Annotated in this window: 14 protein-coding genes, 1 tRNA gene and 2 pseudogenes; 8 read left to right on the forward strand and 9 right to left on the reverse strand. The window is 71.5% G+C overall.

Annotated features, from left to right (window positions below; all coding sequences use genetic code 11):
* Nucleotides 1-974 (forward strand): diacylglycerol kinase family protein (locus B9S61_RS35580; protein ID WP_103545862.1); only part of this gene is annotated, 974 nt, incomplete at its 5' end.
* On the opposite strand, the gene B9S61_RS35585 is transcribed toward B9S61_RS35580, so the two are convergent.
* Nucleotides 960-1,733 carry a sulfite exporter TauE/SafE family protein gene (locus tag B9S61_RS35585; RefSeq protein ID WP_103545863.1) on the reverse strand — a complete coding sequence of 258 codons (774 nt, stop codon included), beginning with the start codon at nt 1,731-1,733 and terminating at the stop codon, nt 960-962. The two genes, B9S61_RS35580 and B9S61_RS35585, sit on opposite strands and share 15 nt — an antisense overlap.
* Before the next feature lie 75 nt (nt 1,734-1,808).
* Nucleotides 1,809-2,996, reverse strand: a complete 1,188-nt coding sequence (locus B9S61_RS35590; protein WP_103545864.1) for a thiolase family protein — start codon at nt 2,994-2,996, stop codon at nt 1,809-1,811.
* A 392-nt stretch (nt 2,997-3,388) separates the two neighbouring features.
* Here B9S61_RS35590 and B9S61_RS35600 point away from each other — a divergent pair, with 392 nt between their 5' ends.
* The 5 genes from B9S61_RS35600 (at nt 3,389) to B9S61_RS35620 (ending at nt 6,405) form a co-directional block, all read left to right on the forward strand.
* Complete coding sequence (locus B9S61_RS35600; protein ID WP_103545866.1) at nt 3,389-3,871, forward strand: Dps family protein; 483 nt, start codon at nt 3,389-3,391, stop codon at nt 3,869-3,871.
* A 55-nt stretch (nt 3,872-3,926) separates the two neighbouring features.
* Nucleotides 3,927-4,259: a DUF3140 domain-containing protein gene (locus B9S61_RS35605; protein WP_103545867.1), complete on the forward strand. Its 333-nt coding sequence runs from the start codon at nt 3,927-3,929 to the stop codon at nt 4,257-4,259.
* Between the two features lie 2 nt (nt 4,260-4,261).
* Nucleotides 4,262-4,921 carry an endonuclease gene (locus B9S61_RS35610; protein ID WP_103545868.1) on the forward strand — a complete coding sequence of 220 codons (660 nt, stop codon included), beginning with the start codon at nt 4,262-4,264 and terminating at the stop codon, nt 4,919-4,921.
* 112 nt (nt 4,922-5,033) lie between these two features.
* On the forward strand, nt 5,034-5,846 hold the full coding sequence (locus B9S61_RS35615) for an SAM-dependent methyltransferase (protein ID WP_103545869.1): 813 nt from the start codon (nt 5,034-5,036) through the stop codon (nt 5,844-5,846).
* A 22-nt stretch (nt 5,847-5,868) separates the two neighbouring features.
* On the forward strand, nt 5,869-6,405 hold the full coding sequence (locus tag B9S61_RS35620) for an NUDIX hydrolase family protein (protein ID WP_103545870.1): 537 nt from the start codon (nt 5,869-5,871) through the stop codon (nt 6,403-6,405).
* 9 nt (nt 6,406-6,414) lie between these two features.
* Here the strand turns inward: B9S61_RS35620 and B9S61_RS35625 are convergent, their stop codons facing one another.
* From B9S61_RS35625 to B9S61_RS35660, 7 genes and pseudogenes are all read right to left on the reverse strand, one after another.
* Complete coding sequence (locus B9S61_RS35625) at nt 6,415-7,593, reverse strand: ABC transporter ATP-binding protein (RefSeq protein WP_103545871.1); 1,179 nt, start codon at nt 7,591-7,593, stop codon at nt 6,415-6,417.
* A gap of 25 nt (nt 7,594-7,618) precedes the next feature.
* On the reverse strand, nt 7,619-8,452 hold the full coding sequence (locus tag B9S61_RS35630; protein WP_103545872.1) for a carbohydrate ABC transporter permease: 834 nt from the start codon (nt 8,450-8,452) through the stop codon (nt 7,619-7,621).
* On the reverse strand, nt 8,452-9,360 hold the full coding sequence (locus tag B9S61_RS35635; RefSeq protein WP_181007689.1) for a carbohydrate ABC transporter permease: 909 nt from the start codon (nt 9,358-9,360) through the stop codon (nt 8,452-8,454). Before B9S61_RS35635 ends, B9S61_RS35630 begins: the two co-directional genes overlap by 1 nt.
* Nucleotides 9,361-9,365: 5 nt before the next feature.
* Nucleotides 9,366-10,598, reverse strand: coding sequence for an ABC transporter substrate-binding protein (locus B9S61_RS35640; protein WP_258040034.1), 1,233 nt, complete (start codon nt 10,596-10,598; stop codon nt 9,366-9,368).
* Between the two features lie 206 nt (nt 10,599-10,804).
* Nucleotides 10,805-11,512, reverse strand: a complete 708-nt coding sequence (locus tag B9S61_RS35645) for a response regulator transcription factor (RefSeq protein ID WP_181007687.1) — start codon at nt 11,510-11,512, stop codon at nt 10,805-10,807.
* A gap of 17 nt (nt 11,513-11,529) precedes the next feature.
* Nucleotides 11,530-11,961, reverse strand: a pseudogene (locus B9S61_RS42980) (sensor histidine kinase); the annotation flags it as partial.
* 929 nt (nt 11,962-12,890) lie between these two features.
* Nucleotides 12,891-12,964: transfer RNA gene (locus tag B9S61_RS35660), tRNA-Pro, on the reverse strand.
* 135 nt (nt 12,965-13,099) lie between these two features.
* Here B9S61_RS35660 and B9S61_RS35665 point away from each other — a divergent pair.
* Both B9S61_RS35665 and B9S61_RS35670 read left to right on the forward strand, forming a co-directional pair.
* Nucleotides 13,100-13,807 (forward strand): annotated as a pseudogene (locus tag B9S61_RS35665) (transketolase).
* A gap of 86 nt (nt 13,808-13,893) precedes the next feature.
* A partial coding sequence (locus B9S61_RS35670) for a transketolase family protein (RefSeq protein ID WP_103545876.1) occupies nt 13,894-14,689 on the forward strand: 796 nt, incomplete at its 3' end.

The raw sequence follows: 14,689 nt of genomic DNA on the forward strand, positions 1-14,689 counted from the left end.
CACGCGTGGTGCTGCTCGAGCCCGGGAAGCACCACGACGTGACCGAGCTGGCCCGCGCCGCCGTCGCGGACGGGGCCGACCTGCTGGGCGCCGCCGGTGGGGACGGCACCCAGGCGCTGGTCGCGGCCGTGGCCGCCGAGCACGACATCCCGTTCCTCGTCATCAGCGCCGGGACCCGCAACCACTTCGCCCTGGATCTCGGCCTCGACCGCGGCAACCCGGCCGCCTGCCTCGACGCGCTCACCGACGGGGTGGAGCTCCGTGTCGACCTGGGGTTCGCCGGGGAGCAGCCGTTCGTGAACAACGCGTCCTTCGGCGCCTACGCGGCGATCGTGCAGAGTCCCGCCTACCGGGACGACAAGATCGGCACCAGCCTGGACATGCTGCCGGAGCTGCTCACCGGCCGGCAGAGGCCCCTGCTGGTGGCGCATGCGGGGGACACGACGCTCACCGCTCCGCAGGCCGTGCTGGTCAGCAACAACCCGTACCGCACCGGCGACCCCTTCGGGCTGGGCCGGCGGGAACGGCTCGACTCCGCCGCGCTCGGCGTGCTCGGGGTCAGGCTCGAGGGCGCCGTCGGCGCCGCCGCGCTGCTGCTGAACCCGGAGCCGAGCGGGCTCACCGTGCTGACCGCCCCGGAGGTCCTGATCGAGGCGGACCGGGACGAGATCGAGGCCGGCGTCGACGGGGAGGCCATGGTGCTGCCCGCACCCGTCCGCTGCCGTATCGCACCGGGTGTGCTCCGTGTCCGGGTTCCGCGCAGGCGGCCCGGTGTCACCTCCGCCCCGCCCCGGCTGGACTGGCGGCGGCTGCGCAAGCTGGCGGCGACGGTCGGCCGTACCGCCGCGCCGAGCCGGCTCCACCGACCGCACGCCGCCGAGCCGTACGGACCTCCACGGCCGGACCGGCGGCACGGGGAGCCGGGACCGGGTGAGCGGAACGAGTCGGCCGGGTCGTCCTCAGCGCACCAGTAGCTGCACGCCGCCGACCACGGTCGCCGCGATCACCAGTTGCTCGAAGAGTCGCTGGTTGATCCTGTCCACGGCCCATCTGCCGAGCAACGCGCCGGGCACGACGAACAGCACGAGCGCGGCGTCGAGCAGCAGCGAGTCGGCGTCGATGAGACCGAGTCCGGCGCTGAACGGCAGCTTGGAGGTGTTGACGATCAGGAAGAAGAACGCCGAGGTTCCCAGGAAGCCCAGTTTCCGGAAGCCGGCGGAGAGCAGGTACAGCGACATCACCGGGCCGCCCGCGTTGGCGACCATGGTGGTGAAGCCGCCGAGGACGCCGTAGGAGCGGGCCTTCGCGCGGCCGGCCCTCGTGGTGAGCCCGTCCGGCTCCTCCCCGGCCCCGGCCTTGCGCCGCCGCCACACCGTCACTCCGGCCATCAGCAGCAGGATCGCCCCGATCGAGGTCCGTACGATCCGGTCGTCCGCCCACATCAGGAACACGGTGCCGACGACGACGCCCGCGGCGACCGCCGGGAACAGCCGCCACAGCGTGGGCCAGTGGGCGTGCCGGCGGTAGGTGAGGACGGCGAGCACGTCCCCGGCGATCAGGATGGGCAGCAGGACGCCGGTGGAGGCCTTGGCGGGCAGCACGGCGGCGAAGATCGCCAGGCTGACCGTGTTGGCGCCGCTGACGGCGGTCTTGGAGAAGCCGACGAGCAGGGCGGCGAAGGCGAGCGCGGCGAATTCCCAGCCGCCCAGGTGCCAGAGGTTCATGGTGTTCATCGCGGGGTCCGATGCTATGCGCAAGCAACGGACCCCGGTAAGGACCGTCTCGCCTGATGGCTCCCGGGGCGCTGCTCAGTGCCGCTCGACCAGCACCGCGCTGCCCTGCCCCACCCCCACGCACATCGTCGCGAGGCCGCGCTCGGCGCCGGTGCGGCGCATCCGGTGGAGGAGGGTGGTGAGGATGCGGGCGCCGGAGCAGCCCAGGGGGTGGCCGAGCGCGATCGCGCCGCCGCTGGGGTTGACCAGGTCGGGGTCGATGCCGAGCTGGTCCACGCAGGCGAGGGCCTGGGCCGCGAACGCCTCGTTGAACTCGGCCTCCTGGAGGTCGCCGACGGTCCAGCCGGCGCGGGTGAGCACCTTGCGCGTGGCGGGGACCGGGCCGATGCCCATGACGTCCGGATGGACGCCCGCGGAGGCTCCGGCGACATAGCGGCCCAGCGACTCCAGTCCGAGTTCGTTCAGGGCCTCCTCGCTGACCAGAACCAGGCCCGCCGCGCCGTCGTTCATCGGGGAGGCGTTGCCCGCGGTCACCGAACCGCCGGTCCGGAACACGGGCTTCAGCCGGGCCAGCTTCTCGGCCGAGGTGTCCTCGCGGACGCACTCGTCGGTGTCGACGACCACACCGTCCGGGCGGGTCACCGGCAGGAGTTCGTCGTCGAAGTGGCCGTTCTTCCGGGCGTCGGCGGCCCGTTGGTGGCTGCGCAGGGCGAACGCGTCCTGGCGTTCGCGCGCGATGCCGTACCGGGCGGCGACCTCCTCGGCGGTCTCCCCCATGGCCAGCAGGCCGTGCAGGTCCTTCATGGCGGGGTTGACCAGCCGCCAGCCCAGGCGGGTGTCGGCGGTCTCCATGCGGTGCGGCAGGGCCTCGTCCGGGCGGGGCAGGACGAAGGGGGCGCGGCTCATCGACTCGGAGCCGCCCGCGATCACGATGTCGGCCTCGCCGGCCGCGATGGTGCGGGCCGCGGTGGTGACCGCCTCGAGCCCGGAGGCGCACAGCCGGTTGACCGTGGCGCCCGGGACGGAGTCGGGGAGCCCGGCCAGGAGGGCGGCCATGCGGGCGACGTTGCGGTTGTCCTCGCCGGCCTGGTTGGCGGCACCCCAGTAGACGTCGTCGACGCGGGCCGGATCCAGGGCGGGCAGGTCGGCGACCAGGCCGCGGATCACGGCGGCGGCGAGATCGTCGGGCCGTACCGTGGAGAGGGCTCCGCGCAGTTTGCCGATGGGGGTGCGGCGGGCGACCGCGAAGTGGACGGGACGCACGACAGGTCTCCTGACCCCGCGCCGGCCGTGGTGCCGTGTCCGGCCGCAACCGATGGCGCCGTGACCGGCGGGACTCCTCGTGATTAGCGCTGCTAGTTTTCGACTATAGACCGGCGGCGGGCCCCCTGGGAAGATCCTGGCCCGCCCGTGCCACCACCGGGTTTGCTCCGGAGGGCCACGGGCACCCGCGCGTTCACGGAGTGGTTGCGGAGCGCGGCCCGCGCGGACGAGGACCCCGCACCGTTCCTCCCGGTCGGGACGACGGGGCCGGCGTCGCGGGACCCCACCGCCGCCGGGCCCGTCCGCGCCCGGTGCCGGGTGGGACCCGGGATCGGGCGCGATGCCCCGCTCCGCGGAACCACGGACGAAACGAGATGGAGGAACAGCACTTCATGACCGTCGTGAGGAGCACCCTGCCCGACGAGGCCCGCCGGATATCCTGCGATGCGCTCCAGGACACCCTCGTGGACCTGCTCGGGCTGTCACTGATCGGGAAGCAGGCGCACTGGAACGTCGTGGGTCCGCGGTTCCGTTCCGTCCACCTCCAGCTGGACGAGGTGGTCTCGGCCACGCGCGCCCAGGCCGACACGGTGGCCGAGCGGGCCGCCGCGCTCGGCGTGCCGCCGGACGGCCGCCCGGAGACCATCGCCAAGGTCTTCTCCCTGCCGGCCCCGAAGGAGGGCTGGCTGCGCGACTCGGAAGCCGTGCGGGTGATGACGGAGGCGCTCGGCGCCGCGGTCACGCGGCTGCGCGAGCGCATCGACGTCACCGAGAAGGCGGACCCGGTCACCCAGGACCTGCTGATCTCGATCACCGCGGAGCTGGAGAAGCAGCGCTGGATGTTCGAGGCGGAGAACTACCCCGGCGGGTCCTGACCCGCCGCACCCACCGCACCGGAGCACGCACACGCACGCACGTAAGGGGCACATCATGACCGACGCCCTCGAAATGGACGCGCTGTGGGAGGACTTCCACCGCGTGGTGAACATGACCTCGGCGGAACTGGCGGCCTGGCTGCGGGTGAGCGACGCCGACGAGTCGGCCGAGCCGCTGCCCGACCGGGCTGGTTCGGAGACCGGGCAGCATGTCCTCGCCATCCTGCAGAAGCGCCGCACCGACCTCACCGAGGACGACCTGCGCGTGATGGAGGAGGTCGTGGACGCCGTCACCGAGCGGGCGGACCTGGAGAACGAGCCCGTCACCGAGGACACGGACCGCCGGCACCGGTTGATGACTCTGGGCCACGACCCGCTCAAGGGCTAGCGATGGCCGGCCGGGACGAAGAGCGGGCCGTGGTGCGGGCCCTCGTCGACGCGCACGGCGAGACGTACGCGGAAGAGGCCGGCATCCGGCTGCGGGACACTCCGCAGCCGCTGTACCGGCTGCTGGTACTGGCCCATCTGCTCAGCGCCCGCATCAAGGGGTCGATCGCCGTGGCCTCCGCCCGTGCCCTGCACGAGGCGGGGCTGCGCGATCCCCGCCGCATGGCCGGCGCCGACTGGCAGGAACGGGTCGACGCGCTCGGCCGCGGCGGATACCGGCGTTACGACGAGCGCACCGCGACCCAGCTGGGCGAGGCCGCCGAGTTGTTGAACGAACGCTGGGGCGGCGACCTGCGCAGGCTCCGCGAGGAGGCGGACGGCGACGTCGGTGAACTGCGCCGGCTGCTCCAGGAGTTCCCCGGCATCGGCCCCACCGGCGCGGACATCTTCCTGCGCGAGGCCCAGCGGGTCTGGCCGGAAGCGGCCCCCTACCTGGACGCGAAGGCGCTCCAGGGTGCGCGGCAGCTGAAGCTGCCGCAGGACCCGGAGCGGCTGACCGGCCTGGCGGAACCCACCGAACCCGCCGTCCTCGCGGCCGCGTTGGTCCGTGCCGCGATCGACAAGGACGTGGCCGAGGACTCCCGGAGCACGGCCGCGTCCTGACGCGCGGGCAACCCCGTTCGCACTCTCCCCCGTTTACGGGACAACGTGATCACCTCGGTGCACAATGGCGGTGGCGCGACCGTGCCGTCCCGGCGAGGGAGAGGGAGAAGACGTGAGCGAGAGCCGCACCCCGCCGAGCGGGTCGGCACGGCTGAACACCGGTGTGGCCCACAACGCGCGTGTGTGGAACCACTGGATCGGCGGCAAGGACAACTACGAGGTCGACCGTCAGGTCGGCGACCACGTCGCCTCGATCATCCCGGTCATCCGGGACATCGCCCGCGCGGACCGGGACTTCCTGGGCCGGGCGGTGACGTATCTGACGGATGAGCGCGGAGTGCGGCAGTACCTCGACATAGGCACCGGGCTGCCGACCGCGGACAACACCCATGAGATCGCGCAGCGCATCGCGCCGGACTCGCGGATCGTCTACGTCGACAACGACCCGATCGTGCTGGTCCACGCCCGCACCCTGCTGACCGGCAGCCGCGACGGGGCCACCGACTACATCGACGCCGATGTGCACGACCCGGACGCCATCGTGGAAGGCGCCGCCGCGACCCTCGACCTCACCCGGCCCGTCGCGGTGATGATGCTCGGCATCCTGAACTTCGTACTGGACACCGGCCAGGCCCGCGACATCGTGCGCCGGATCATGGCCGCGGTGCCCTCCGGCAGCTTCCTGGTCCTCACGCATCCCACCTCCGACGCCGAGGTCGGCGGTGAGTTGCAGGTGCCCGCCATGGAGTTCTGGAACGAGAACGCCACTCCCCCGATCACCGCCCGCGGTGCCGCCGACATCGCCACGTTCTTCGAGGGACTGGAGTTCGTCGGGCCCGGCCTGGTGTCCTGTTCGCAATGGCGTCCCGCGCCCGGCTCCACCCTGGTGGTGCCGCAGTACGGCGCGGTGGCCGTGAAGCCCTGACCGCTGAAAGTATGATCAAGCAATGTCTGACATGACCGAAACCACGCCGGGCTGGCTGACCTCCGACGATCTGGAGATGGCGCGGGCCCGGATGCCGATCCTGTACGTCGAGGCCGTGCCCGTGCGTGTCGACGACAGTGGTGAAGTCACCAGCGTCGGTCTGCTGTTGCGCATCGGACCCGACGGAACGGTCAGCCGCACCCTGGTCTCCGGCCGGGTCCTGCACCACGAACGCGTCCGGGACGCCCTGCTGCGCCATCTGGAGAAGGATCTCGGACCGGTGGCGCTGCCCCGCGTACCGGCGTCGCTCCAGCCGTTCACGGTCGCCGAGTACTTCCCCACGCAGGGCGTCACCGCGTTCCACGATCCCCGTCAGCACGCGGTGTCGCTGGCGTACATCGTGCCGGTGACGGGTGACTGCCGGCCCCGGCAGGACGCGCTGGACCTGGTGTGGTTCAGCCCGCGGGAAGCCGTGTCGCCGGCGGTGCAGAGCGAGATGCCGGGCGGGCACGGAGTGCTGCTGAAGCAGGCGCTGGCGCACGCGGGCTGCGTGATCTGACGGCGGACGTCAGCGCTCCGGGTGGGTGAGGTTGCTGCCCGTCGACGGGTCGAAGACGTGGGCCCTGGACATGTCGACCCGGAGTTCGGCGGGTGCGCCCTCGCGGGCCCGGGTGGCGGCGTCCAGCCGGGCCACGATCTGCTGTGACGCCCCGGCGCCGGTGTCGCGCAGGCCCGAGTCCGTGGCCAGCTCCTCCAGTTCGGCGGTGCTCACCGGGCCGCCCTCGACCTGGAAGTAGACGTACGCGTCGGAGCCCAGGGACTCCAGTACGTCCACGGTGGCGGTGACGACGGGCCCGCCCGTCCCGCGTGCCAGACTCGCGTCCTCGAAGGCCTCCGGGCGCAGCCCCACGATGACCTCGGGGGGCGCCCCGCGCTGTTCCAGCGCCCGGCGCGCACGGTCGTCGAGCGGCAGGTCGCCCAGCGGGGTGCGCAGCGTGCCGCCGGCCAGGGAGGCGCTGACGAAGTTCATCGCCGGGGACCCGATGAAGCCGGCGACGAACAGGTTGCGCGGCATGTCGTAGAGCTCGGCCGGGCTGCCGATCTGCTGGACCAGGCCCTGCCGCATGACGACGACCCGGTCGCCGAGGGTCATCGCCTCGGTCTGGTCGTGGGTGACGTACACCGTGGTGGTGCCGAGGCGGCGTTGCAGCCGGGAGATCTGGGTGCGCATCTGCACGCGGAGCTTGGCGTCCAGGTTGGACAGCGGCTCGTCCATGAGGAAGGCCTCGGGGTCGCGGACGATCGCCCGGCCCATGGCCACCCGCTGGCGCTGTCCGCCGGAGAGGCTGGCGGGTTTGCGGTCCAGGAAGTCGCCCAGGTCCAGCACCCGGGCGGCCTCCTCGACCTTGCTGTCGATGGTGGCCTTGTCCACCTTGGCCAGCCGCAGCGGGAAGCCCATGTTCTCCCGCACGCTCATGTGCGGGTACAGGGCGTAGCTCTGGAACACCATGGCGACGTCCCGCTCCTTGGGGGCGAGGTCGTTGACGACCCGGCCGCCGATGCGCAGGGTGCCCTCGGTGATGTCCTCGAGGCCGGCGATCATGTTCAGGGTGGTCGACTTGCCGCATCCGGAGGGGCCGACCAGGATCACGAACTCGCCGTCGGCGATGGCGAGATCCACGTCCCGCACGGCGACGGAGCCATCGGGAAAACGCTTGGTGACTCCCTCGAGGACGATCTCGGCCATGGCTGGCTTCTCCTTGCCTTCATGCTCATCCCTTGACCGCGCCGGAGGTGAGTCCGGCGACGATCCGCCGCTGGAAGAGCAGGACGAAGATGATGATCGGGACGGTGATCACCACGGCTGCTGCGGCGATCGACCCGGTGGGCTGCTGGAACTGCGAGCTGCCGGTGAAGAACGCGATCGCGGCGGGCACCGTGCGCGCGGACTCGGTGGAGGTCAGCGAGATCGCGAACAGGAAGTCGTTCCAGCAGAAGATGAACACGAGGATGGCCGTGGTGAACACGCCGGGCGCGGCCAGTGGCACGATGACCAGCCGGAAGGCCTGCGCGGGAGTGGCCCCGTCCACCTTGGCGGCCTTCTCCAGGTCCCAGGGGATCTCCCGGAAGAACGCCGACAGGGTGTAGATCGCCAGCGGCAGCGAGAAGGTCATGTACGGGATGATGAGGCCGGGCCAGGTGTCGAAGATCCCGATGATCCGCTCGATCTCGAACAGCGGGGAGACCAGGGAGATCGGCGGGAACATGGCGATGAGCAGTGACATGCCGATGAGGACCTGCTTGCCCGGGAACCTCAGCCGGGCCACCGCGTAGGCGGCCATGGTGCCGAGGATCACCGCGATCACGGTGGCGATCAGGGCGATGCCGATCGAGTTGATCAGCGCGCGGGTGAACTCGGAGGTCGCGAAGATGCCCCGGTAGTTCTCGAAGGTCCAGTCGCGGGGGATGTAGTTCCCGTCGGTGAGGGTGCCCGGGTCCTTGAACGACAGTGCGGCGATCCACCACACCGGGAAGAGGGCGTACAGCACCACGACGACGTTGACCACACCCCACCGGGTCGCGTGCGTCTTGCCCGCGGCGGCCATCAGCGCTTCACCTCCGCGCCGGGCGCCGCCGCGCCGAACAGCTTGACGAAGGTGAAGGCGATGATCCCGACACAGATGAAGATCAGGACCGAGATCGCCGACCCGATGCCCAGGTTGAGCGCGGTGAACAGGTTGTCGTAGCCGAGGATCGACAGGGAACCGGTGCCGTGGGCGCCCGAGGTCAGGACGTAGATGTTGTCGAAGATCCGGAAGGCGTCCAGGGTGCGGAACAGCAGGGCCACGAGGATGGCCGGTTTCATCAGCGGCAGCATGACCTTGGTGAACCGCTGCCAGGGGGTGGCTCCGTCGACCATGGCCGCCTTCAGGGTCTCCTCAGGTACCAGGGCGAGGCCCGCCAGCAGGAGCAGCGCCATGAACGGGGTGGTCTTCCACACCTCGGCGAGGATGATCAGCCACAGCGCGGGCCACTGTTCGGTGAGGGGGGCGTCGCCGCTGGGCAGCAGGTCGGCGAGATAGCCGAGTTCGGGGGTCCAGGCGTACTGCCAGGAGAAGGCGGCGACGACGGTGACGATGCCGTACGGAACGAGGACGGCGGTGCGTACCGTGCCGCGCGCGAAGAGCGTGCGGTGCATCACCAGGGCGAGGCCCATGCCGAGGACGAGTTCGATGGCCACGGACACGACGGTGAGGAACAGCGTCACCCAGAAGGCGTCCCACCAGAACGGCGAGGACAGCACCGACCCGTAGTTGCTCAGGCCCACGAACTCGGCGCGGGCGGGAAAGCGCAGGTCGTAGCGCTGGAGGGACAGGTAGACCGCGTAGCCGATGGGGTAGGCGGTCACGGCCGTCATGACGAGGACGGCGGGTGCGCACAGCAGCCAGCCCAGCCGGCGCTCCTGCCTGGCGCCGGCCGAGGGAGCCTTCCTGCCCTTCGCCGGTCCTGCCATGGTGCTCACGGGATCACACCCTCGGATCGCAGGGCCTGGTCGATCTGTTCCCTGATGGTGTCGACCGCGCTCTCGGGGTCGATCTCCGACGGCGGGGACAGGGTGTGGGAGACGGTGATCGACACGTTCTGGTAGGCGGGGGTGAGCGGTCGTACGCTCGCCGACTCCAGGGAGGTCAGGACCTCTTCGGAGAAGGGGTATTCCTTCTTGAACGCCGGCTCGTCGTAGAGGGCGCGCAGGGTGGGCGGCAGTCCGCCCTCGAGCGCGGCGGTGAGCTGGTTCTCCCGGTTGCGCAGGCACAGCGCCGCATCGAAGGCGAGGCCGGGGTGACGGGAGTAGGCGCTGACGGCGAGGTCGATGCCGCCGATGGTGGGGCGGGCCGGCCGGCCGGCGTCGACGCGGGGGTAGGGCGCCCAGCGGAAGTCCTTGAACAGCTTCGGGTTGTTGGACCTCATCGACGGATAGACGAACGGGTAGTTGACCTCGAAGGCCGCCACGCCGGACTCCATGGCCAGGCGGTTCTGGTCCTCCATCTGGTTGGCCAGCGAGGGGTCGGCGGCCGGGGAGTTCGCGAGGTCGCGCATGATCGAGGCGGCGCGGACGGCGGGCGGGCCGAGGGAGGGCTCGGTGGCGCTCGGGTTGAGGATGGTGCCGCCGGCGCTGTTGAGCAGGGAGTTGAACCAGACGGTGAGGCCCTCGTACTGGGCGCCCTGGATCTCCACGTAGTGCGGTTCGCCCCGCCGGGCGAGGTCGCGGGACATGTCCAGCATCTCGGACCAGGTCTTCGGCGGAGTGGGCACCAGGTCCTTGCGGTACCACAGGAGCTGGATGTTGGTGTTGTACGGGACGGCGTACAGCTTGCCCTTCCAGGTGGCCGTCTGGAGAGGGACGCGGAGCGTGCCCTCGGTGGCCCGGCGCTTCGCCTCGCCGGTCCACTCCCGGATCCAGCGGGCCTCGGCGAACTCGGCGGCCCAGGTCACGTCGAGGCCCAGGATGTCGAGGGAGTCGTCCTCGGCGGCGAGCCTGCGCACCATCTGCTGGCGCTGGCCGTCGGCGGCCCGGGGCAACTTGTTGTAGCTGATCCGGTAGCGGCCGCCGGAGGCCCGGCTGCACCGGTCGGCGGCCTGTTGCAGGGCGCCGGAGTCGTCCGGGAAGTTGTACCAGTTGAGGGTGGGGCGGGAGGCGTCCTCGTCGCCGCCGCAGGCGGCGAGCGCCGAAGCCAGCAGGGTCAGCGCCACCAGCGCCCGCGTCCGCCGCGGTCTCCCGGTCGGTCCGCGCCTCGGGTGCACGCCCTTCCCACCTCGCTTCCGGAGATCGCGGCACGGGTGTCGGATCCCGCGACAGTGCCTACCGGCGCACGTTAGGCAGCACACACGGCGACATCAAGGACATACAGTGATGAATCACCCGAGTGCGCTCGGTGCCTCGGTGTACGCAGGCGGGTTCAGCCCGGGGAGCCGCCGGGGATCACCAGGCCGGTCTCGTAGGCCAGGACGACGGCCTGGGCGCGGCTGCCGAGGTCGAGCTTGGTCATGGTGCGGTTGAGATGGGTCTTGACCGTCGCCTCGCTGATGAAGAGCTGTCCGGCGATCTCGGTGTTGGACAGACCGCGGGCCGTGAGCAGCAGTACTTCGCGTTCCCGGGCGGTGAGCGTCTCCAGGGAGGCCGGGGAGTCCGGTACCGGTTCCGAGCGCTGCACATAGGACTCGATGAGCCGGCGGGTCACGCTCGGCGCGAACAGCATGTCGCCGCGCGCGACGGCGTGGATCGCCTCCAGCAGCCGCTCGGGTCCGGTGTCCTTGAGGAGGAAGCCGGAGGCGCCGGCGCGCAGGGCGGCGTACACGTACTCGTCGAGGTCGAAGGTGGTGAGGACCAGCACCCGCGGCAGTGCGGGCCGTTCGGCCGACGGCGCGGGGCCGGGCGGTGCGGCGGCCGCCTCGGCGAGGATGCGCTCGGTCGCGGTGATGCCGTTCATGCCGGGCATGCGGATGTCCATCAGGACCACGTCGGGCCGGGTGCGGGCAGCGCGGTCCACCGCCTCCGCGCCGCCGGTCGCCTCCGCGACGACCTCCACCCCGGACGCGGCCCGCAGCAGGGCGACGAGCCCCGCGCGGATCAGGTCCTGGTCGTCGACCACGAGCACCCTGATCATCCCCGTAATCGATTCCCTCACTTCCCGGTGGTCCGCACGGCGGTGGGAAGGGTGAGACACACGCCGAATCCACCGTCGGCGCGCGGACCGACGTCCACCGTGCCGCCGTAGAGCCTGGCGCGTTCGCGCATGCCGATCAAGCCGTGCCCGGACGACGGCGGCACGTTGGCCGGAAGCGATCCCTTCGGCCGTCCGTCGTCGGTGACCGCGACGGTCAGCTCCCGCGGGCCGTACGCGACGACGACCGTCGCGGCCGCCGGGCGGGCGTGCTTGATCACATTGGTCAGTGCCTCCTGCACCACGCGGTACGCGCACAGGTCGACACCGGGCGCCAGCGGCCGGGGAGTTCCCTCGGTCCGCAGTTCCACCGGGACGCCCGCGGCCCTGACCCGTTCGGCCATCTCCCCGAGGCGGGACAGGCCGGGCATCGGCGCGTAGGGGCCGCCCCCGCGTCGCGCATGCAGGCCGCCCAGGCGTGGACCGCGCGTGTGAAACGGGGGTCGGCGACGATGTCGGGGGCGTAGAGGGCGGTGAGGCTCTGGGCCGTCTTCTTGGCGCGGAACCAGGTGGGCAGATCGCCGTACAGTTCCTTCATGGCCGTGGCCCGGCAGCCGTCCCGGGGTGTCCACACCGTGCCGCCCGTCGGCAGTTCCACCTTCACCACACCCTTGTCGAGGGTGCCGTCGAGGGCCTCGTTGTAGCGGACGAGGTCCCGCTCGGTCAGCTTCCGCGCGTAGGCGGTGTTGCGGTGTGCGAGCCTCGCCCGCTCCGCCCTCTCCCGCAGTTCCCGGCCGTAGCCGTACCTCTTCGCCCAGGCGACGTCGGTGAGCACGTATCCGTGGCCCTGGCGGTCCGCGACGCTCGCGATCAGACCGGTCCAGTACCGGAAGCCGTGTTTCCTCATGCACGTCCCGACGAGGATCTCCTCGCCCCGCTCGACCGTGATCTGCTCGGCGTACGACAGGTCGCGCTGCTTGCCCGGGGCGGCCGCCTGCGGACCGTCCGCCTGGGGGCCGTCCGCGGCCGGCGAGCACCCCACCGTGACGACGGCCGTGACGGCGGCCAGCACCGCGCACAGCGGGGCGAGCACCGCTCTCGTCCTTCCGTGACCGTTCCTGGTCATGGGTGAGTTCATGCCCGCCCCCCTGCGGCCCCCGTCGGCGAGGCGTTCCCCCGCTCGACAACAGAAGGTATGCCGCCGGCTCCGGCGGATCGTCAGTCGGCCGGTTGACGATCCGGGTAAACCCTGGCGGTACTCCGCGGGATGGACTCAACCGTGGGTGCAGGCAGGCCCCCGGGCCGCGTCGGATGCGTGCGGGATCGGCGAAGAGGCCGCCCCGGGTGTCCCCGGAACGGCCTCCGACTGCTTCTCAGCAAGTCGGGACGACAGGATTTGAACCTGCGACCCCTTGACCCCCAGTCAAGTGCGCTACCAAGCTGCGCCACGTCCCGTTGCCCGCCTGACCTGGGAATTCCCCCGGCCGAACGCGCACGGAAACCATACCGCACTCGGGGTGGTGATCGCGCACCCGTTTCTCGTCGCCCGGCGCTTGACCTGAACCTCGGTTCAGGTTGAACGATGGCGGTATGGCGATCACCGAGGAACGCGCACACACGTACGGATTCACGGACCTGCCGGCCCTGATGGGGCTCATGACCGGCGACGAGAAGCACGGTCCGGCCGCGACGTCGACACTGGACGCCCTGTGAGTGCTCTACGACCGGGTGCTGCGGGTCGGGCCGGAGCGGATGGACGACCCCGGACGGGACCGGTTCCTGCTCTCGAAGGGGCACGGGCCCATGGCGTACTACGCCGTGCTGGCCGCCAAGGGCTTCCTGCCGGCCGACTGGCTGCCGGGGTTCGGCTCGTACGACTCCCCTCTCGGCCACCACCCGGACCGGGTGCTGGTGCCCGGGGCGGAGATCGGCAGCGGGTCCCTGGGACACGGGCTGCCGCTCGCCGTCGGCACGGCGCTGGGCCTGCGCGCCCAGGGGCTCGACGAGCCGCGGGTGTGGACGCTCGTCGGGGACGCCGAGTTGGACGAAGGCAGCAACCACGAGGCGATCGCCTTCGCGGGACCCGCCGGCCTGGAGCGGCTGCACACCGTCGTCATCGACAACTCCTCCGCGACGTACGCCCGGCCGGGCGGGATCACCGCGCGCTTCGAGGCCGCCGGCTGGTCCGCGCTCGCGGTCGACGGCCGTGACCACGAGGCGCTGTTCGCCGCGTTCACCGCTCCGCATCCGGGCCGGCCGCACGCGGTGGTGGCCCGGGTCGAGCCGAAGAACGCGTGAATCCCGCGCAGTTCTCCTCCCTGAGCCGTCATGAGTCGCCCCGAGTCGCCAGTCGTCATGAGGCAGCAAGGAAAGGAACGATTTCCGTGGACAGCATGCGTGATCGCTTCGCCCCCGTCGTCACCCGGCTGCTCGACGAGGACCCGCGGGTCGCGGTGGTTCTCGCCGAGATCGGCGTGGACGGCTTCGGTGAGGCGGTGCGCCGGCATCCGGACCGGGTCGTCAATGCGGGCATCCGGGAGCAGTTGCTGGTCGGGGCGGCGGCCGGGATGGCGCTGACCGGGCTGCGGCCCGTGGTGCACACCTTCGCGAGCTTTCTGGTCGAGCGGCCGTTCGACCAGGTCAAGCTGGATCTGGGGCACCAGGGCGTGGGGGCGGTGCTGGTGAGTGCCGCCGCCTCCTTCGACTGGCCGGCCGGCGGGTACACGCACATGGCCCCGGGTGATGTGGCGCTGCTGGACACCCTGGACGGCTGGACCGTGCACGTGCCCGGTCATCCGGACGAGGCCGAGACGCTGGTGCGGCACGCGGTCGCCGCCGGTGACGACAAGGTGTACGTACGGCTGTCGCTGCAGTCCAACGCGCGAGGGCTGCCCGTGGACGGGGAGCGGCTGCGTACCGTCCGCGAGGGGCGCTCGGGGGTCGTGGTCGCCGTCGGGCCGATGCTGGACGCCGTGCTCGACGCCACGGAGGGCCTGGACCTCACCGTGCTGTTCGCCACGACCGTCCGGCCCTTCGACGCGGCCGGCCTGCGTCACGCCACCGCGGCGGCCGGAACGGACGTCGTGCTCGTGGAGCCGTATCTGGCGGGCACGTCGACGGCGGCGGCGAACGACGCGCTGGCCGATGTGCCGCACCGGGTGCTGGGGCTGGGTGTGGGCC

Origin of the sequence: Streptomyces sp. SM1, assembly GCF_002910825.1 — a bacterium.
Lineage (GTDB): Bacteria > Actinomycetota > Actinomycetes > Streptomycetales > Streptomycetaceae > Streptomyces > Streptomyces okerensis.

Coding starts and splice junctions, on each gene's coding strand:
- B9S61_RS35635 (WP_181007689.1), bottom strand. CDS start 9,360: ATGGCAGGACCGGCGAAGGGCAGGAAGGCTCCCTCGGCCGGCGCCAGG.
- B9S61_RS35630 (WP_103545872.1), bottom strand. CDS start 8,452: ATGGCCGCCGCGGGCAAGACGCACGCGACCCGGTGGGGTGTGGTCAAC.
- B9S61_RS35625 (WP_103545871.1), bottom strand. CDS start 7,593: ATGGCCGAGATCGTCCTCGAGGGAGTCACCAAGCGTTTTCCCGATGGC.
- B9S61_RS35605 (WP_103545867.1), top strand. CDS start 3,927: ATGACCGACGCCCTCGAAATGGACGCGCTGTGGGAGGACTTCCACCGC.
- B9S61_RS35610 (WP_103545868.1), top strand. CDS start 4,262: ATGGCCGGCCGGGACGAAGAGCGGGCCGTGGTGCGGGCCCTCGTCGAC.
- B9S61_RS35600 (WP_103545866.1), top strand. CDS start 3,389: ATGACCGTCGTGAGGAGCACCCTGCCCGACGAGGCCCGCCGGATATCC.
- B9S61_RS35645 (WP_181007687.1), bottom strand. CDS start 11,512: ATGATCAGGGTGCTCGTGGTCGACGACCAGGACCTGATCCGCGCGGGG.
- B9S61_RS35585 (WP_103545863.1), bottom strand. CDS start 1,733: ATGAACACCATGAACCTCTGGCACCTGGGCGGCTGGGAATTCGCCGCG.
- B9S61_RS35620 (WP_103545870.1), top strand. CDS start 5,869: ATGTCTGACATGACCGAAACCACGCCGGGCTGGCTGACCTCCGACGAT.